Annotated in this window: 22 protein-coding genes; 12 read left to right on the top strand and 10 right to left on the bottom strand. The window is 61.0% G+C overall.

The window, feature by feature from the left end:
• Nucleotides 1-55 precede the first annotated feature (55 nt).
• Nucleotides 56-307 carry an outer membrane lipoprotei OprI gene (gene oprI / locus C9990_RS22790; RefSeq protein WP_003172710.1) on the bottom strand — a complete coding sequence of 84 codons (252 nt, stop codon included), beginning with the start codon at nt 305-307 and terminating at the stop codon, nt 56-58.
• Between the two features lie 611 nt (nt 308-918).
• Here oprI and C9990_RS22785 point away from each other — a divergent pair.
• Nucleotides 919-1200, top strand: a complete 282-nt coding sequence (locus tag C9990_RS22785) for a GNAT family N-acetyltransferase (protein ID WP_003189869.1) — start codon at nt 919-921, stop codon at nt 1198-1200.
• Between the two features lie 72 nt (nt 1201-1272).
• Here C9990_RS22785 and C9990_RS22780 read toward each other — a convergent pair whose 3' ends face one another.
• The gene (locus C9990_RS22780) at nt 1273-2349 is read right to left on the bottom strand and encodes a 3-deoxy-7-phosphoheptulonate synthase (RefSeq protein WP_016975370.1); all 1077 of its coding nucleotides are present in this window, start codon (nt 2347-2349) and stop codon (nt 1273-1275) included.
• A gap of 131 nt (nt 2350-2480) precedes the next feature.
• On the bottom strand, nt 2481-2915 hold the full coding sequence (locus C9990_RS22775; protein WP_106804747.1) for a PilZ domain-containing protein: 435 nt from the start codon (nt 2913-2915) through the stop codon (nt 2481-2483).
• Here C9990_RS22775 and C9990_RS22770 point away from each other — a divergent pair.
• The 5 genes from C9990_RS22770 to cysB all read left to right on the top strand — a co-directional run bounded on the left by C9990_RS22770 (nt 2914) and on the right by cysB (nt 6821).
• Nucleotides 2914-3300 (top strand): thioredoxin, encoded by a 387-nt coding sequence (locus C9990_RS22770; RefSeq protein WP_065901722.1) that lies wholly within the window; start codon nt 2914-2916, stop codon nt 3298-3300. The two genes, C9990_RS22775 and C9990_RS22770, sit on opposite strands and share 2 nt — an antisense overlap.
• A complete protein-coding gene (locus C9990_RS22765; RefSeq protein ID WP_106804746.1) occupies nt 3297-4250 on the top strand; it encodes a putative 2-dehydropantoate 2-reductase in 954 nt (317 codons plus the stop codon). The genes C9990_RS22770 and C9990_RS22765 overlap by 4 nt, the downstream gene beginning before the upstream one ends.
• 15 nt (nt 4251-4265) lie before the next feature.
• Nucleotides 4266-5171: a 5'-nucleotidase gene (locus C9990_RS22760; protein ID WP_106804745.1), complete on the top strand. Its 906-nt coding sequence runs from the start codon at nt 4266-4268 to the stop codon at nt 5169-5171.
• Nucleotides 5172-5241: 70 nt separating this feature from the next.
• The gene (locus C9990_RS22755; RefSeq protein ID WP_065901717.1) at nt 5242-5742 is read left to right on the top strand and encodes a universal stress protein; all 501 of its coding nucleotides are present in this window, start codon (nt 5242-5244) and stop codon (nt 5740-5742) included.
• Between the two features lie 104 nt (nt 5743-5846).
• On the top strand, nt 5847-6821 hold the full coding sequence (cysB, locus tag C9990_RS22750; RefSeq protein WP_003189876.1) for an HTH-type transcriptional regulator CysB: 975 nt from the start codon (nt 5847-5849) through the stop codon (nt 6819-6821).
• A 72-nt stretch (nt 6822-6893) separates the two neighbouring features.
• Here cysB and C9990_RS22745 read toward each other — a convergent pair whose 3' ends face one another.
• Together C9990_RS22745 and C9990_RS22740 are read right to left on the bottom strand one after the other, a co-directional pair.
• A complete protein-coding gene (locus C9990_RS22745) occupies nt 6894-7376 on the bottom strand; it encodes a GreA/GreB family elongation factor (RefSeq protein WP_106804744.1) in 483 nt (160 codons plus the stop codon).
• 12 nt (nt 7377-7388) lie between these two features.
• On the bottom strand, nt 7389-7757 hold the full coding sequence (locus tag C9990_RS22740) for a hypothetical protein (RefSeq protein WP_106804743.1): 369 nt from the start codon (nt 7755-7757) through the stop codon (nt 7389-7391).
• Between the two features lie 132 nt (nt 7758-7889).
• Here C9990_RS22740 and earP point away from each other — a divergent pair, with 132 nt between their 5' ends.
• On the top strand, nt 7890-9023 hold the full coding sequence (gene earP / locus C9990_RS22735; RefSeq protein WP_106804742.1) for an elongation factor P maturation arginine rhamnosyltransferase EarP: 1134 nt from the start codon (nt 7890-7892) through the stop codon (nt 9021-9023).
• Nucleotides 9024-9072: 49 nt separating this feature from the next.
• Entirely contained in the window at nt 9073-9645 is a 573-nt protein-coding gene (locus C9990_RS22730; protein ID WP_003172723.1) for an elongation factor P, read from the top strand.
• Nucleotides 9646-9705: 60 nt separating this feature from the next.
• Here the strand turns inward: C9990_RS22730 and C9990_RS22725 are convergent, their stop codons facing one another.
• The 3 genes from C9990_RS22725 to C9990_RS22715 form a co-directional block, all read right to left on the bottom strand.
• Nucleotides 9706-10125, bottom strand: a complete 420-nt coding sequence (locus C9990_RS22725; protein ID WP_106804741.1) for an organic hydroperoxide resistance protein — start codon at nt 10123-10125, stop codon at nt 9706-9708.
• A 176-nt stretch (nt 10126-10301) separates the two neighbouring features.
• Nucleotides 10302-10754 carry a MarR family winged helix-turn-helix transcriptional regulator gene (locus C9990_RS22720; protein ID WP_065901707.1) on the bottom strand — a complete coding sequence of 151 codons (453 nt, stop codon included), beginning with the start codon at nt 10752-10754 and terminating at the stop codon, nt 10302-10304.
• An 80-nt stretch (nt 10755-10834) separates the two neighbouring features.
• Nucleotides 10835-11785 (bottom strand): LysR family transcriptional regulator, encoded by a 951-nt coding sequence (locus tag C9990_RS22715; RefSeq protein WP_106804740.1) that lies wholly within the window; start codon nt 11783-11785, stop codon nt 10835-10837.
• A gap of 108 nt (nt 11786-11893) precedes the next feature.
• On the opposite strand from C9990_RS22715, the gene C9990_RS22710 reads away from it, so the two are divergent.
• Nucleotides 11894-12643, top strand: coding sequence for a sulfite exporter TauE/SafE family protein (locus C9990_RS22710; RefSeq protein WP_065901703.1), 750 nt, complete (start codon nt 11894-11896; stop codon nt 12641-12643).
• On the opposite strand, the gene C9990_RS22705 is transcribed toward C9990_RS22710, so the two are convergent.
• Nucleotides 12633-13514 carry a LysR family transcriptional regulator gene (locus C9990_RS22705; RefSeq protein ID WP_106804739.1) on the bottom strand — a complete coding sequence of 294 codons (882 nt, stop codon included), beginning with the start codon at nt 13512-13514 and terminating at the stop codon, nt 12633-12635. The two genes, C9990_RS22710 and C9990_RS22705, sit on opposite strands and share 11 nt — an antisense overlap.
• Nucleotides 13515-13584: 70 nt before the next feature.
• Between C9990_RS22705 and C9990_RS22700 the strand changes: the two genes are divergently transcribed.
• Nucleotides 13585-13791, top strand: a complete 207-nt coding sequence (locus C9990_RS22700; protein WP_256595134.1) for a DUF1127 domain-containing protein — start codon at nt 13585-13587, stop codon at nt 13789-13791.
• A gap of 45 nt (nt 13792-13836) precedes the next feature.
• Nucleotides 13837-15066: a winged helix-turn-helix domain-containing protein gene (locus tag C9990_RS22695; RefSeq protein WP_106804737.1), complete on the top strand. Its 1230-nt coding sequence runs from the start codon at nt 13837-13839 to the stop codon at nt 15064-15066.
• Nucleotides 15067-15135: 69 nt separating this feature from the next.
• Here C9990_RS22695 and C9990_RS22690 read toward each other — a convergent pair whose 3' ends face one another.
• The gene (locus tag C9990_RS22690) at nt 15136-16482 is read right to left on the bottom strand and encodes a class II 3-deoxy-7-phosphoheptulonate synthase (RefSeq protein WP_106804736.1); all 1347 of its coding nucleotides are present in this window, start codon (nt 16480-16482) and stop codon (nt 15136-15138) included.
• A gap of 124 nt (nt 16483-16606) precedes the next feature.
• On the opposite strand from C9990_RS22690, the gene C9990_RS22685 reads away from it, so the two are divergent.
• Nucleotides 16607-17362 (top strand): spermidine synthase, encoded by a 756-nt coding sequence (locus C9990_RS22685; protein ID WP_065901696.1) that lies wholly within the window; start codon nt 16607-16609, stop codon nt 17360-17362.
• Nucleotides 17363-17395 lie beyond the last annotated feature (33 nt).

Here is a 17395-nt window from a genome sequence, read left to right as displayed (position 1 = left end):
CAATAAAAAAGCCGACCCAAGAATGGATCGGCTTGATAACAACCCCGAGGGATTATTACTTGCGGCTTGCTTTTTCAAGCATGCGCAGAGCGCGCTCGTTAGCTTCGTCAGCAGTCTGTTGTGCTTTTTGAGCAGCAGCCAGAGCTTCATCAGCTTTACGGTAGGCTTCGTCTGCACGAGCCTGGGAGCGAGCTGCTGCGTCTTCAGTTGCAGTCAGACGAGCTTCGGTTTCTTTGGAGACGCTGCTGCAACCGGTAGCCAGAACTGCGGCCAGAGCCAGAGCAGAGAATTTCAGAACGTTGTTCATCGTGTTCCCCTTCAAGGACTTTCTATTAAATGGCTATTTCCTCAGAGTGAGTTCATAGCCGGCGTACATACTACTCATTACTTGTAGTAAGTAAACTGACGTAGCGCAAGAAGCAAAAAAAATTCTTGTGCCGAATCTATTTTGGCTAATCTTTTGGAGGTTTGTATAAAAACCGTCCAATTTTTTGCAGTCGGGCGAAAATTGGATCCAGGCTGAAAGGGCCGGCCCGCATGTGTTAAGCCTTGTAAACAGATGAAAATTTATATATCGAGGCCGACACTTTCGCGCTGCTTGCCTTTACCACGCCTGGCATCTTTTACGCATGTAGAGTGACTTTAAGAGCGGCAGTTCGTCTCAAGGTTCAACGGCCGGCAAATGTTCAGGCTATCGGTCACCGGTTGATCGAGGCCCTTTCTATATCCACCCATGGCAAGGATGACGAGTGCGGCTTGAGCAATGGCAGGATTGGTGCCTACTATTCTCTACGTGCTGGTTGTGAGCGCTAAAGGTTTTCTCGTTGTCGAAACCGGCACGGGGTGGCGTAGATGTTCCTTCGCCGGAAAAACATCGGTAAGGTAGGGGTCGCAATCTTAGACCCGCGAGGAGTAGTGATGAGCGAGGCGTTGTCCATCCACCATGACCAGGCTGGTCATCAGTTCGAGACCAATGTGGACGGTCATCGTGCCTATCTGACCTATATGGACCTCGGGAAGCAGACCCTGGACATCTATCGGACCTTCGTGCCCAACGCGCTGCGCGGCCGTGGTATTGCGGCGGCATTGACCGAAGAAGCGCTGAAGTTCGCCGAAGAGGCCGGCTACACGGTGATCCCGTCCTGCTCCTATGTCGAACGCTACATGGAGCGCCACCAGCGCCATGCCGCGAAGCTGTAAGCCACACGCTGCAGCATGAAAAACGCCGGGCTTAGCCCGGCGTTTTTGTGTGCGCTCGATTCAACCGCGCTGTCAGGTACGTTTGCGCTTGGGCAAGACGTCCTTGAGCTTGGCGTGCATGCTGCGCAGGGTGTTCTCGGTAGCAGCCCAGTCGATGCAGGCATCGGTGATCGACACGCCGTACTGCAAGTCGGCGAGGTCCTTTGGAATCGCCTGGCAGCCCCAGTTCAGGTGACTCTCGACCATCAGGCCGATAATCGACTGGTTGCCTTCGAGGATCTGGTTGGCGACGTTTTCCATGACCAGTGGCTGCAGCGCCGGATCCTTGTTGGAGTTGGCGTGGCTGCAGTCGACCATGATGTTCGGCTTGATCTTGGCCTTGTTCAGGGCCTGCTCGCACAGCGCGACGCTGACCGAGTCATAGTTGGGCTTGCCGTTGCCACCGCGCAGCACCACGTGACCGTAGGCGTTGCCCTTGGTGGTGACGATGGAGACGCCGCCTTCCTGGTTGATGCCCAGGAAGCGGTGAGGGCTGGAGACCGATTGCAGCGCGTTGATCGCCACCGTCAGCCCGCCGTCGGTGCCGTTCTTGAAGCCGACAGCCGACGACAGGCCGGACGCCATTTCGCGGTGGGTCTGGGATTCGGTGGTGCGGGCGCCGATGGCCGACCAGCTGATCAGGTCCTGCAGGTACTGCGGGGAGATCGGGTCGAGGGCTTCGGTGGCGGTGGGCAGGCCCATTTCCGCCAGGTCCAGCAGCAACTGGCGACCGATGTGCAAGCCGTCCTGGATCTTGAACGAGTCGTCCAGGTACGGGTCGTTGATCAAGCCTTTCCAGCCCACGGTGGTCCGTGGTTTCTCGAAATAGACGCGCATCACCAGGTACAAGGTGTCGGACACTTCCGCTGCCAACACCTTGAGGCGCTCGGCGTACTCGTGGGCAGCCTTGAGGTCGTGGATCGAGCAGGGCCCGATCACCACGAAGAGGCGGTGGTCGGTGCCGTCGAGAATGTCACGGATGACTTCGCGGCCCTTGGTGACGGTCTGCAGGGCAGCGTCGCTCAGGGGGATTTCGCGCTTGAGCTGATCGGGTGTGATCAGCGTCTCGTTGGATTCGACGTTAAGGTCATTGATCGGTAAATCAGCCATCGTGTTACTCGCCAGGGTCACGGGTGCCGGCCGCCAGCCATCCCCGTGCGGCGGGCACAGCATGATTTTGAATACAGGGGGGAGGAACCTTAGCGCGTAACACGGGCCCGCGACAATGGGCAAAGCCCGCTTTAATCCCGTGCAGGCCGCACAAATGCCTCATGGGAGAACTCGCTGGCATGGCGCGCCACCCACTCGCGGGCCAGGGCTTCGAGTTGTGCAGGTGTCGGTTCGGCATCTTCGTGCTGGCGGCAGTAGCGTTCCATCCGGCATGCTTGTTCGCCCATGCGCGCGCCGAACAACGCATGCTCATCGGTAAACGAGATGCCGATGCGATAGCCGTTTTCGACCTTGCGGCACCAGGCTACATAGCCCGGATACCGGGCGTTGGCGCCCAGGGACGGGATGTGCAGGTCAACGGCTGTGCCCTGGCGCCAGGCGCGTGGCCAATGGCAGGCGATGCCGCCCAGGCCGACCGTGTGCAGGCGCTGGCGGGGGAGGGCAGGAGAGGGACGTTGGATTAACTCGACAGCGACATCATCAGGGTGAGGTAAAAAACGACCCATGTACACGGACTCCGAGCACCGTCCAGTTGACGGCGGTGGCAGCAGTATAGTGAAGGAACTGGAATTGACCGACCTGGATATTGACCAGCAATTGCTGGGATTGCCAGGTATTTCGCTGGTGGTGTTCACCAGCGTCGGGTGTTCCAGTTGCCGTTGGGCGCGCCAGCAGCTACCGGGCTGGTCCCTGCCGATTGACCGCGTGTGCTGGGTGGATGCCGGCCACAACGGCGGCGCGGTCGAACGCTACCAGATCTTTCATTTGCCCGCGTTGTTCGTGGTGTGCGAGGGTCAATTCCTCGGGCAGTTACAGACACGTCTCACACTCACTGACCTTACCGACGCGATCAATCAAGCGCTTACCCGTACTCCAGAGGATCTGCCATGACAGCACATTCGCCCCGCATTGGCATTATCGGCACCGGCGCCATCGGTGGTTTCTACGGCCTGATGCTGGCGCGCGCCGGTTTCGATGTGCACTTCCTGTTGCGCAGCGAATACGCGGCGGTCAGTGAGCATGGCTTGCGCCTGAACAGCAGCGTGCATGGCCACTTGCACCTGCATCCGGTGCAGGCCTACGCACGGGCCGCCGACATGCCGCCGTGCGACTGGCTGCTGGTGGGCACCAAGTCCACGGGTAACGTTGAGCTGGCCCCGACTATCGCCCAGGTCGCGGCGCCGGATGCCAAGGTGGTGTTGCTGCAAAACGGCCTGGATGTGGAAGACAGCCTGCGTGAACACTTGCCGGCGTCGCTGCATCTGCTCGGTGGGCTCTGCTACATCGGCGTACACCGCTCCGCGCCTGGCGTGGTCGAGCATCAGGCGCTGGGGCGGGTCAACCTGGGGTATCACAGTGGCACCGCGGCCAACGACGACGCCCGTCGGCAGGCGATTGTCGAAGCCGGCGCCGCGTTGTTCCACCAGGCCGGCATCGACTCCCAGGCCATGGCCAATGTGCATCAGGCGCGCTGGCACAAGTTGGTGTGGAACGTGCCCTACAACGGCCTGTCCGTACTGCTGGGGACTGGCACCACGGCGATGATGGCGGACGAATCCAGCCGCGAGTTGATCCAGGCATTGATGGCCGAAGTGGTGCAGGGCGCCCACGCTTGCGGGCATGAAATCCCCGCCAGTTACGCCGAGCAGATGTTCGCCATGACTGAAACCATGGACGACTACCTGCCGAGCATGTATCACGACCACGTGCATAAACGCCCGCTGGAACTGGCGGCGATCTATGCGCGGCCACTCGCCGCGGCCAAAGCCGCTGGTTGCGAATTGCCACGGATGCAGGCGCTGTATCAGGCCTTGAGTTTTATTGATCGGCATAATCGCTGAGTGAGGAAACACACCATGGCCAAGGGTTTGGGTGACAAGTTGGTGCTGGCGATTTCCTCGCGGGCACTCTTCGACTTGAGTGAAAGCCACAAGGTCTATCTGGCCGAGGGGGTCGAGACCTACCGCCAGTACCAGATCGAACACGAGGAAGAAATCCTCGAGCCGGGCGATGCCTTCCCGCTGGTCAAGAAACTGCTGAGCCTGAATGCCAGCCTTGGTCGCGCCCGGGTCGAGGTGGTGCTGGTGTCGCGCAACAGTGCCGACACCGGCTTGCGTGTGTTCAATTCCATCCAGCATTACGGCCTGGATATTTCCCGCGCCGCTTTCGTCGGAGGGCGTAGTCCTTATCCTTATTTGGCAGCGTTCGGTTGCCATCTGTTTCTTTCCACCCATGCTGAGGATGTACGCAGTGCCCTCGATGCGGGGTTTGCGGCAGCGACGATTTTGTCCGGCGGCCCACGCCGTGCCTCCAGTGAGGAATTGCGGATTGCCTTTGACGGCGACGCGGTGTTGTTCTCCGATGAGTCGGAGCGCGTGTACCAGTCCGGCGGGTTGGAAGCGTTCCAGGCCAGCGAGCGCGAGTCGGCGCGCCAGCCGTTGCATGGCGGTCCATTCAAGGGGTTCCTGGCCGCGCTGAACCTGTTGCAGCGCGAGTTTGCGGACGAGGAATGCCCGATTCGCACGGCATTGGTCACTGCGCGTTCGGCGCCGTCCCATGAGCGGGTGATCCGCACGTTGCGCGAGTGGGATATTCGCCTGGACGAGTCGCTGTTCCTGGGTGGGCTGGAAAAATCCGCGTTCCTGGAAGCGTTCGCCGCCGATGTTTTTTTCGATGACCAGGCCGGTCATTGCGAGAAAGCCAGGGAGGTGGTGGCCACCGGGCATGTGCCTCATGGCATCAGTAATGAAGTGAAGAGCTAAGTCAATCCAAGTCGTCCGGGCGCTGCTAAGCTGATTCAATCTCCGCCGTCCTGGCAGTCCAGGAGGTTCTATGATTCGCTCGATGCTCTTTGCCACGGACCTTGGTCTGTACGCGCCTTATGTGATGCAGCATGCGTTGGCGCTGGCGCGGACGTTCAAGGCAGATCTGTACGTGATCCACGTGGTCGAGCCGATCGGGTTGTTCGCCGAATCGGTGTTGCAGAGCTACCTTGATGAGAAGGCCCTGAGTGAATGGCAGAGCCAGGGGCTGACCACGGTGATGGCGACGATCGAACAGCGGGTGCTGGACAGTTTTCGCGAGGAGTTGGGGGAAGGGGAGCAGGACCTGAAGGTGATTCGCTCGGTACGGGTGATCCAGGGGGATCCGTGCGAGGTCATACTCGATCAATTGCGCAAACTCTCCGTCGACCTGCTGATCGTCGGCAGCCACAGCCACGCTACTTCGGCTGCCACTCCGCTGGGGCGTACCGCAGCTCGGGTGTTGCAGCTGTCTACCGTGCCGGTTTACCTGGTGCCTTCATTACAACGTCGACGCAGTGATGACGTGTGATGGGTAAATAACGATAAAAAGTTCTAGATTTATCCGTCAAACCTTTAATATAGTTATATACCGTCGCTGATACCCGTGGCGTCTATTTGCTTTGAGGGACACATATGAAGCTTCAACAACTGCGCTACATCTGGGAAGTGGCGCACCACGACCTCAACGTTTCCGCTACCGCTCAAAGCCTCTACACCTCGCAACCCGGTATCAGCAAGCAGATCCGCCTGCTCGAAGACGAGCTGGGCGTCGAAGTGTTCGCGCGCAGCGGCAAGCACCTGACCCGTGTCACCCCGGCGGGTGAGCGCATCATCACCACCGCCGGCGAGATCCTGCGCAAAGTCGAAAGCATCAAGCAGATCGCCCAGGAATTCTCCAACGAGAAGAAGGGCACCCTGTCCATCGCTACCACCCACACCCAGGCACGTTATGCCTTGCCGCCGGTGATCCGCGATTTCATCAAGCAATACCCTGACGTCGCGCTGCACATGCACCAGGGCTCGCCGATGCAGATCGCCGAAATGGCAGCTGACGGCACCGTCGATTTCGCCATTGCCACCGAAGCCCTGGAGCTGTTCGGTGACCTGGTGATGATGCCGTGCTACCGCTGGAACCGTTGCGTGGTCGTGCCTCAAGGTCACCCGTTGGCCAAGCTGCCGAAGCTGACCCTGGAAGCCCTGGCCGAATACCCGATCGTGACCTACGTGTTTGGTTTCACCGGCCGTTCCAAGCTCGACGAGGCTTTCAGCCATCGCGGCCTCACGCCGAAAGTGGTGTTCACCGCCGCCGACGCCGACGTGATCAAGACTTACGTGCGCCTGGGCCTGGGCGTGGGCATCGTGGCCAAGATGGCCGTCGATACCAACCTCGACAAAGACCTGGTGGTGCTCGATGCCAGCGAGTTGTTCGAGTCCAGCGTGACCAAGATCGGCTTCCGTCGCGGCACGTTCCTGCGCGGCTTCATGTGCGACTTCATCGAAAAATTCGCGCCGCACCTGACCCGTGAAGTCATGGCAAAGGCGATCCAGTGCCACAACAAGCAGGAACTGGAAGAACTGTTCGACGGCGTCGAATTGCCGGTTCACTGACATTGCACGGGCTGGCTTGCCGTGGTGAGGGAGCGTGCTCCTTCGCCACTATCAGCTCGCTCCTGCAGGCGTTTATTTGGCCTCGGTCACCGTAAAGTGCTGCCGGGCGCCCGCCACCAGAATCTCCACCTCATCCCCTTCGAATTTGTGCAGCAGGCTCTTGCCCAGCGGCGAGCGCGGGGTGATGACGGTCACCGGTTGCCCGACCACGTCCACTTTCAAACCCGCCGCGTCCGGCGCAAGGAACAGCCACTGCTGGCGACCGTGCTCGTCTTCCAGCCCGAGTAGCGCGCCGATTTCTATACCGCGCTGATCATCATAAGCACGCAACGGCATGCTCTGGCACAGCGCCAGCGCCTGCTTGATTTCCTCGACCCGCTTGGCTTGGCCCGCCGCGAGGTAGGACGCCTCGAGGCCCAGGGTGTCGTATTTGTTTTCGGCGATGTTTTCTTCGTGGGTCGCGGTTTCGTAGGCGGTCTGCGCGGCGCGTTGGGTAATGTCGAGATCGACGCTGAGCTTCTCCAGCACAAGCTGGTGGACGGCGTGTTTATTCATGGCTGTGCTTGATCATTCGCAAAATTGCAGGACATTTGCCCGGCTCTTTTCATTGGGCGCGTTCTGGTCCTGTTGCAGCCAGAACTGGCACTTGGGGTTGGACAGGTTGCGCGCGTTGGTGCGGGCCTGATCCAGGCGCTGCTGTTGCTCCTGCTTCTGCAGGTTCTGTTGATACTGCTCGAACATTCGGTTCGGCGGCTCCGGCGCAACCACTGCCGGTTTACCCAGTTGCTGGACGGCTTGGGCCACGGGCGCCAGGGTTTGCGGGAAGAGGTAGCGCGATGCCAGCCAACTGGTCAGCACAATGGCGATAAACCCCAGCCACACCCCCATGGCGATGGCGAACGTAAGCTTGGGCAGCGACGACGATTGATCCGACATGATGGCCTCCTGGCAGGCAATTGCGGCGTGGCGGCGATTGTCGCACAGCCGCTGTGCAGAATAATCGCGATCAAGCCTTCTGCATCAGGGCATTTATGCGGACAATCGGGCCTTTGATCGTAGGAGCCCGGAATGAAAGCCCGCTGGGATATTTTTTGCAGCGTCGTCGACAACTACGGCGACATCGGCGTGACCTGGCGCCTGGCCCGGCAATTGGTGGTGGAGCACGCCTGTAACGTGCGTTTGTGGGTCGACGACCTGCGGGCCTTCGAGCGCATGTGCCCGGAAATCGATGTGCACCTGGACGAGCAATGGCAAGAGGGCGTGGAAGTGCGCTTTTGGCCCACCGAATGGCGGGACACGGCCTCCGCCGATGTGGTCATCGCCGCATTCGCCTGCCAGTTGCCGCCCGAGTACATGGAAGCCATGGCCGCAAGCGCGCGTGCACCCTTGTGGATGAACCTGGACTACCTCAGCGCCGAAGAGTGGGTGGTGGGTTGTCATCGCCTGCCGTCAGTGAAGTTCAAGGGGGTGCAGAAGTACTTCTTTTTCCCGGGGTTCCGACCGGGCACCGGTGGGCTGCTGCGCGAGGCTGGATTGCTGGAGCAGCGCCAGGCGTTTCAGCAGGACGCAGCTGCACAGCGCCAGTTCCTGCAGGCCCTGGGCGTATTTGCGACAGAGGGAGCACGCCTGATTTCATTGTTCGCCTACGAAAATGCCGGGCTCGGCCGTTGGCTGGATGTGTTGTCGAGCGACGAGCGGCCCACGCACCTGTTGGTCCCGGAAGGGCGCATCCTCGGTGATGTGCAGCGCTGGCTTGGCGTGGAAGGCCTGGTGGCGGGGGACGTGCATCAGCGCGACGCCCTGACCGTGCAGGTGCTGCCGTTCGTGCGCCAGGAGCAATATGACCGCCTGCTCTGGTGCTGCGACTTCAATGCGGTGCGCGGCGAAGACTCGTTCGTGCGTGCCCAGTGGGCCGGGCGGCCGCTGTTGTGGCACATCTATCGGCAGGACGAAGACATCCACCTCGACAAGCTCGATGCCTTCCTCGCGCTGTACGCCGCGGCTTTATCACCGGCTGCCAGCGCTGCATTGATCGCACTCTGGCAAGCCTGGAACACTGATGGCGATATGGCACAAGCGTGGAAAATGCTGCTGGAGCACTGGCCGGAGGTGAACCAGCATGCGCAGACGTGGTGTCTGGAACAAGGCTTGCAGGCCGATCTTGCGACGGCGCTGGTACAGTTTTATGAAAGTTGGATATGATACGCGACCTTGATTTTTGTAAATCCCATCCAAATTTCGGATATACGCAATGAAAACTGGTAAAGAACTGAAACCCGGTACAGTGATCCGTCTCGAAAACGACCCTTGGCTGGTTCAGAAAGCTGAGTTCACCAAGTCTGGTCGTAACAGCGCAATCATGAAGACCAAGCTGAAGAACCTGCTGACCGGTTACAAGACCGAGATCGTCTACAGCGCCGATGACAAACTGGACGACGTGATCCTCGACCGCAAAGAAGCGACCCTGTCCTTCATCAGCGGCGACACCTACACGTTCATGGACACCACCGACTACACCATGTACGAGCTGAACGCTGAAGATATCGAAGCCGTTCTGCCGTTCATCGAAGAAGGCATGGAAGACGTCTGCGAAGCTATTTTCTTCGAAGAGCGCCTGGTTTCCGTAGAGCTGCCGACCACTATCGTGCGTAAGGTTGCCTACACCGAAGGTTCCGCTCGCGGTGACACTTCGGGCAAGGTAATGAAGCCAGCCAAGCTGAGCAACGGTACCGAACTGCAAGTAGCCGATTTCATCGAAATCGACGACCTGATCGAGATCGACACCCGCGAAGGTGGTTCGTACAAAGGTCGCGCCAAGAAGTAATTCTGGCTCGCCAACAAAAAACCCGACTTAGCGTCGGGTTTTTTTATGCGCGGCTGTTTATCAGACGGCAACGTGCAGGCGTACTTCGACATTGCCACGGGTGGCGTTGGAGTACGGGCACACCTGGTGGGCGGCATCGACCAGGCTTTGCGCCTCGTCCTGGGCCAGGCCCGGCAGGCTGATATGCAGGTCGATATCCAGGCCGAAACCACCGGGGATCTGGCCGATGCCGACGTGGGCAGTGATCGAGGCGTCATCCGGGATTTTGCGTTTAGTCTGGCTGGCGACGAATTTCAGTGCGCCGATGAAGCAGGCCGAGTAGCCGGCGGCGAACAGTTGCTCAGGGTTGGTGGCCTGGCCACCGGCACCGCCCAATTCCTTGGGGGTGGAGAGTTTGACGTCGAGGATGTTGTCGCTGGAGACAGCGCGACCATCACGGCCGCCGGTGGCGGTGGCTACTGCGGTATAGAGCGTTTGCATGGTGTCGTCCTCTTGGTTTTTTAGCGCTAAATATTTGCGCGCTAAGTAGTTGGTGAGGCGAATGTATAGCGCTAATGTTTAGCGCGCAAGATAAATTTTAAAAAATTTTCGCCTCGATGCACAAACGGTAGGAGCCGGCTTGCCGGCAAGCCGGCTCCTACAAGGGGGAAGGGGGGTTAGACGCTGGCTTGCAAATGACTGCGCAAGGCAATCAGGTCAGCCTGCAGCTTGAGCAACTGTTCCAGCTCCAGTCCGCTGGCGCCAAGGATGCACTGCGGAATGCCCATGGCCTTGTCCTGCAGGGCACGGCCGGCGGCGGTCAACTCGACGACGACGACCCGTTCATCTTCGCGGCTACGGGTCCGGCTGAGCAGGCCTTCAGCCTCCAGGCGCTTGAGCAGGGGCGTGAGCGAGCCTGGATCAGTCAGCAGGCGGCTGCTGATTTCGCCGACGGTCAAGCCATCTTCTTCCCACAGCACCATCATGGCCAGGTACTGCGGGTAGGTCAGGCCGAGGGCTTGCAGCAGGGGTTTGTAGACCTTGGTCATCAGCAGCGAGGTCGAGTGCAGGGCGAAGCACAGCTGGTTATCCAGCATCAGGGACTCGCAGGGATCAGGGTTTTTGCTCATGGCGGTGCCTCAAAAAAGCGTATCTGGCCTGGAATCTAGCGGGCAAATCTTTAATGCGCCAGATAATTCTGTCCGGGTGGTCAGACAAGCCCGCTCTGCAGCGCCAGATCCCAGGGCGGCACCGGGCTGAAGCGCGATTTCAGGTATTCCAGCAACAACCGGCTGCGGGCATTCGCCTGCTGTTCCAGGCGCAAGGCGTAAATCCCGGTGGTTTCCGGGCTGGGCAGGCCATCCTCGCAAAACAGTGGCAACAGTTCTCCGCGTACCAGGTATTCACTGGCCAGCCAGGTGGGCAAGTGGGCGATCCCCAGCCCGGCGAGGGCGCCGGACAGCAGGGCTTCGGCGTTGTTGGCGCTCATGCGGATGCGCTGCGGACGATAGGTGGCGCGGCGCCCATCCAGCTCGAAGCGCCATGCGAACATGGGGGCCAGGCCGTCCCAATCCAGGCCGTCATGCTCGCTCAGTTCGCGCGGATGAGTGGGCGTGCCACGGCTCTTCAGGTAGGCCGGGCTGGCACAGGCAATGCGCACGATGCTGGCCAGCGGCGTGGCAATCAGGCGGGTATCGACGATATGCCCGGCGCGCAATACCAGGTCGACCTTGCCCAGGTGGGCGCCCTGCATGTCGACAAAGCTGTCGATCAAATGCAGGTGCACATCCAACCCCGGATAAACGTTGAGGAAATCCGCAATCACCGGCGCCAGGTGCCGTCGGCCAAATGCTGCGGGCGCATCCACGCGAATCAGGCCTTCTGGCGCATGGCTCAGGGACACCGCCTCGGCGCGCGCCAGTTGCAACTCGCTGACAATCCGCCGCGCCCGCTCGGCAAACGCCAGGCCGGCGGGCGTCGGCACCACGGCGTGGGTGCTGCGCTGGAACAGGCGACTGCCCACCGAGCTTTCCAGGCTGTCGATGCGCCGAGCCACCGCCGAGGGTGTCAGCGGATGACGGCGGGCGGCGGCGGAGAAGCTGCCGGTTTCCAGGACATCCAGAAACAGGCCGAGCTGATCGGTGAGAGTGTTGGGGTTCATAGGCGTACGCTTATGCGAAATTGGCACAGCCATTGTGCGTTGCTGTGCGTTTCCGTGCCAGAGGCGACTGCGTAGCATGCGAGGCCTGGAATGGGGGAGTAGCGAACGGTGTTGGATCTAGCGATGTACCTGATATTGGGCGCGGCCCTCGGCACAGTGGGCGGCCTGTTCGGGATTGGGGGTGGCTTGATCGCCATCCCGGTCCTTGGCGTATTGTTCGGCCTCGATCAGCAACTTGCCCAGGGCACGGCGCTGGTGATGGTGGTGCCCAACGTGATGCTGGCGCTGTGGCGTTATCACCAGCGCAACCGTATCGAATTGAGGCATGCGCTGCCCTTGGGCGTGATGGGCTTCAGCTTCGCCTGGCTCGGCTCGATCTGGGCCGTGGGGCTGGACGCAGGCGCCATGCGCATCGGCTTTATCGCATTCCTGCTGACCCTGTCGGCCTACAACCTGCTGCGTATGTTCACACGCAACGCGCCGCCCACCGCGCAAATGCGTTATTCCTGGCCGTGGCTTGGCGTCTTGGGCGCAGCTTCCGGCTCCATGGGCGGGCTATTTGGCGTCGGGGGCGCGGTGGTTGCTACCCCGGTGCTGACCAGCCTGTTCGGCACCACCCAAGTCGTCGCCCAAGGCCTGTCCCTGGCCCTGGCGCTGCCCAGCACCAGCGTGACCCTGGTCACCTACGCCTGGCACCACGAAGTGGACTGGATGATCGGCGTGCCGCTGGCCGTTGGCGGAATGCTCAGTATCAGTTGGGGCGTGAAAGTGGCCCATGCGCTGCCGGAACGTGTACTGCGCGGCCTGTTTTGCGGCTTCCTGGTGGTGTGCGCGGTGATGCTGACGTTTAAAGTTTGAAGCCTTCGATGATGTAGTCGGCCAGGCAATCGGTAATCGGCGAGGCCAGCAATGGGTTGCGCAGCAGGCGCAGATTCATCGAAGGCAATGGGGGGAAGCCGTCCTCGCTGCCGAGTATGCACAGGTCTGGGGTCACCAGGCTTTCCATGCTGACCATGGCCGCCAGGCCCGCGCTGACAACGGCCTGGATCGCCGCCCCGTTGGAGCTGTGGTAGGCCAGGCGATAATTGCGCTCGGCCGAATCGAGTGCCGCCAGGGCCCATTGCGTGTAGAGGCAGTCGCCACCGGGAATCGCCAGTGGCAGGGCATCGTGCTCGTCCACGCAAAAGCACGGCGCCGCCGCCCACACCATGCGTTCAGTGCGCAACAGCTCACCGACATCATTGCCCGGCTCGCGGCTGATAACGGTCAGCGCCAGGTCCCGTCGCTGCATCAACACGCTTGATCCCTCGCAGTGCATCTCGATCTGGATCAGCGGGTAGGCCTTGGAAAACTGTTTGAGAATGCCCGGCAGGAAGCGCATCACGTAGTCATCCGGCGTGCCGATGCGCACCAAGCCGACCATGTGGGGCTCGCGCAAGGTATTGAACACCTCGCTGTGCAGCTTGAGGATGCGTCGCGCGTAGCCCAACAGCACCTGACCCTCGGGCGTCAGCCGCACCTGACGCCCGTCGCGCTCGAACAGCTTGCGTTGCAGCACGTCTTCTTCCAGGCGTTTCATCTGCATGCTCACCGCTGATTGGGTGCGGTTGACCAATTCGCCGGCGCGGGTAAAACCGCCCTGGTCGGCGATGGCGACGAAGGTACGCAGCACTTCGGTGTCGATGCTCGGGTAGCCGGACAATTGATCAATCCCTGAGATGTATTGCATAAGAAACATTCGTTGGATTGATCATAAGGCCAAGCACACACTCGCGTCATCCCCACTGGAGGGCGAGAAGATGAAAGGTCAAAGAGGCTTTGTGTTGCTGGCGAAACGTCCGTTTTCCGGGCTGTTCCATAAGGTTGTGCGGTGGCAGGCGCTGCATGCGGAACGCCAGACACTGGCAGCCTTGAGTGATGATGCGCTCAAGGATATCGGGCTTAACCGCGGCGACGTCGAGCAGGATCGCCACCTGCATTTCTGGAAAGACCCGCTGCGAAAATGACGCGGGATGCAGTAGGGTAGTCGGCGCGCCCATATGGAGATTCGCATGCCCGCCGACCTGTCTTTTTCACTCAAGCAAGCTCGACGCCTGGCCCTGGCCGCCCAAGGTTTTTCCGGGCGCCAGGCGCCTGCACTGATCAAGGCCGCTCACATCAACCGCTTGGTCGAACGCCTGGGTGTGTTGCAGATCGATTCGGTGAATGCCGTGGTGCGTTCTCACTACCTGCCACTGTTTTCCCGCTTGGGCACTTACTCCCCGTTGATCCTCGAACAGGCGGCCTGGAGCCAGGGGCGCCGGCGTTCGCTGTTCGAATATTGGGGGCATGAGGCCTCGCTGCTGCCGATGGCGTTGTACCCGTTGATGCGCTGGCGCATGCAGCGGGCGCAGCAAGGGCAGGGCATTTATTCGCAAATGGCGCGTTTTGGCCGTGAGCAGCAGGCGGTCATTCAACGCGTCCTGAAGACCGTGGAGCAACAGGGTGCGCTGGGCGCGGGGAGTCTGTCGACTCGCGAGGAGCGCGCCGGCCCGTGGTGGGATTGGAGCGATGAAAAACACGCGCTCGAATGGCTGTTTGCTGCGGGGCTGGTCACCGTGGCCGGTCGACGTGGGTTCGAGCGGCTCTACGATTTGCCGGAACGGGTGATCCCCGCCGAGATCCTGCTGACAACGGTGGGCGAAGCCGAGGCCCAGCGCGGCTTGTTGTTGCACAGCGCGACTGCACTTGGCGTCGCTACCGAAAAAGACCTGCGCGATTACTTCCGCCTCGACCCTGCCGACAGTCGCAATCGCCTCGCCGAACTCGTGGAGGACGGGCAGTTGCAGGTGTGCCAGGTGCAAGGTTGGAAGCAACCGGCGTACTGTCTGCCCGAGCCGAAAGTGCCACGCAAGGTGCCGGCCAGCGCATTGCTGTCGCCGTTTGATTCGCTGGTCTGGGAGCGCGCGCGTACCGAGCGCCTGTTCGATTTTCGCTATCGGCTGGAGATCTATACCCCGCAAGACAAGCGGGTCTATGGCTACTACGTGCTGCCGTTCCTGCACAACGAACGCATCGCCGCGCGCATCGACTTGCGCGCCGAACGTGCCAACGGGCGGCTGGCTGTACATGCGGTGCACGAAGAAGAACCGGGGCTGGATGAAGAGGGGATGCTGGCGCTGGCCGCGAACCTTCGGCAGATGGCCGACTGGCTGGGGCTGGAACAGATCCAGCTCAATTGCCAGCGGCCAAGTGCCGACAGGTTGCGGGCGGCGATGATCAGTCGGGACAGGCTTGTTTAGAGCCTCATCGCGGGCACTTGTGGGCGCCGGGCTTGCGCGCGATGGCGTCAGCCCCGGCGATTCAACCTCTCAACGCTTGACCTGTTTGAGCGTCTCCGCAATCAGGAACGCCAGTTCCAGCGACTGATCGGCATTCATCCGGGGGTCGCAGTGGGTGTGGTAACGATCCGACAAGCCATCCTCGGTGATCGGTCGCGCGCCGCCGATGCACTCGGTGACGTTCTGCCCGGTCATCTCGATATGAATCCCGCCGGCATAGCTGCCCTCGGCCTGGTGCACCTGGAAGAACTCCTTCACTTCGCCGAGGATCTGCGCGAAGTCGCGGGTCTTGTAGCCGCTGCTGGCCTTGATGGTGTTGCCGTGCATCGGGTCCGAGCTCCACAGCACCTGCTTGCCCTCGCGCTGAACGGCGCGAATCAGCTTGGGCAGATGTTCGCCGACCTTGCCTGCACCCATGCGCGCGATCAGGTTCAGGCGACCGGGGTCGTTGTCCGGGTTGAGGATGTCGATCAGGCGGATCAGGTCGTCGGGGTTCATGCTCGGGCCGACCTTGACCCCGATCGGGTTGTTCACCCCACGCAGGAACTCGACGTGGGCGCCGTCAAGTTGGCGGGTGCGGTCGCCGATCCAGAGCATGTGCGCCGAGCAGTCGTAGTAGTCGTTGGTCAGGCTGTCCCGGCGCACGAAGGCTTGCTCGTAGTTGAGCAGCAGCGCTTCGTGGGCGGTGAAGAAGCTGGTTTCGCGCAGTTGCGGTGAGCTGTCCATGCCGCAGGCGCGCATGAACGCCAGGGTTTCATCGATGCGGTCGGCCAGTTGGCTGTATTTTTCCGCCAGCGCGGAGTTGGCGATGAAGTCCAGGTTCCACTTGTGAACCTGGTGCAGGTCGGCAAAGCCACCCTGGGCAAAGGCGCGCAGCAGATTGAGGGTCGCGGTGGACTGGTGATAGGACTGCAGCAGGCGCTCGGGGTCCGGCACCCGGCTTTTTTCGTCGAAGCCGATCCCGTTGACGATATCGCCGCGATAGGCGGGCAGGGTGATGCCGTCGATGGTCTCGTCATTGGCCGAGCGTGGCTTGGCGAACTGACCGGCCATGCGTCCGACTTTGACCACCGGGCAGCCGGCGGCGAAGGTCATCACAATCGCCATCTGCAACAGCACCTTGAAGGTGTCGCGGATCTTCGCGGCGGAGAACTCGGCAAAGCTCTCGGCGCAGTCACCGCCTTGCAGCAGGAACGCCCGACCCTGGGTCACTTCGGCAAACTGACGGCGCAACTCACGGGCTTCCCCGGCAAATACCAGCGGCGGGTAGCTGGCCAGGTTCTGCTCCACTTGCAGCAAGTGCGCAGCGTCCGGGTACTGGGGTTGTTGCTGGATCGGCAGGGCGCGCCAGCTGTCGGGGCTCCAGGGTTGGCTCATCATGAACTCGATAGTGTGGTTGACGGTCGGGCGTCAATGTTATCAGCAATTAGTGCGTGACCTGTTGCCGCCGGTTGGCCGACAATCGCGCCTTTGCCGTGCGGTATACCCTTTAGGAGTAGTGATGACCGAGGAGCGTGTCGAGCGCCTGCTGGCCGAAGTCCATGATGATTTCGGCATGATCCGTGTGCTCGAAGTGGCCGATTACCGCTTTCTCGAATTTGGCGACGCCATCGAGCAAAGCTGCGTGTTCACCGCCGACCCCAGCTGGCTGGAGTACGACTACACCCGTGCGATGCTGATCGGCGCGTTGTGCCATGAGCTGCCGGAGAGCGCGCTGTTCCTCGGCCTGGGCGCCGGCACGCTGACCCAGGCGTGCCTCAAGTTTTTGCCGCTGGAAGACGTCGAAGCCATCGAACTGCGCCCCGACGTACCGCGCCTGGCCATCGAGTACCTGGGGCTGGACGACGATCCGCGCCTGTACATCCGCATCGGCGACGCCCTGCAATTGCTCGATACAGCCGAGTCGGCCGACCTGATTTTCGTCGACCTTTATACCGATGTCGGCCCAGGCGTCGGGCACCTGGCCTGGACCTTCCTGGAAAACTGCCAGAAAAAACTCAACCCCGGCGGCTGGCTGGTGATCAACCAGTGGGCCACCGACGACGGCAAACCCCTGGGGGCGGCGTTGTTGCGCGGGTTGTACCACCGGCATTACTGGGAACTGCCGGTGAAGGAGGGCAATGTGATTCTGCTGGTGCCTTCGGAGCTCGATCAGGCGCTGGACCTGGATGCGCTGTCGGCGCGTGCCGAGGCGCTGGCACCGCGATTGGGTTATTCGTTGCAGCCGTTGATCAAGGCGATTCGGCCGGCAACTTAGTCGCCTGCTTCAACGCTATCGCGGGCAAGCCCG

This window comes from Pseudomonas sp. S5D5 (assembly GCF_003013355.1).
Taxonomy (GTDB): Bacteria; Pseudomonadota; Gammaproteobacteria; order Pseudomonadales; family Pseudomonadaceae; genus Aquipseudomonas; species Aquipseudomonas aylmerensis.
This window is presented reverse-complemented; position numbering and strand designations above follow the sequence as displayed.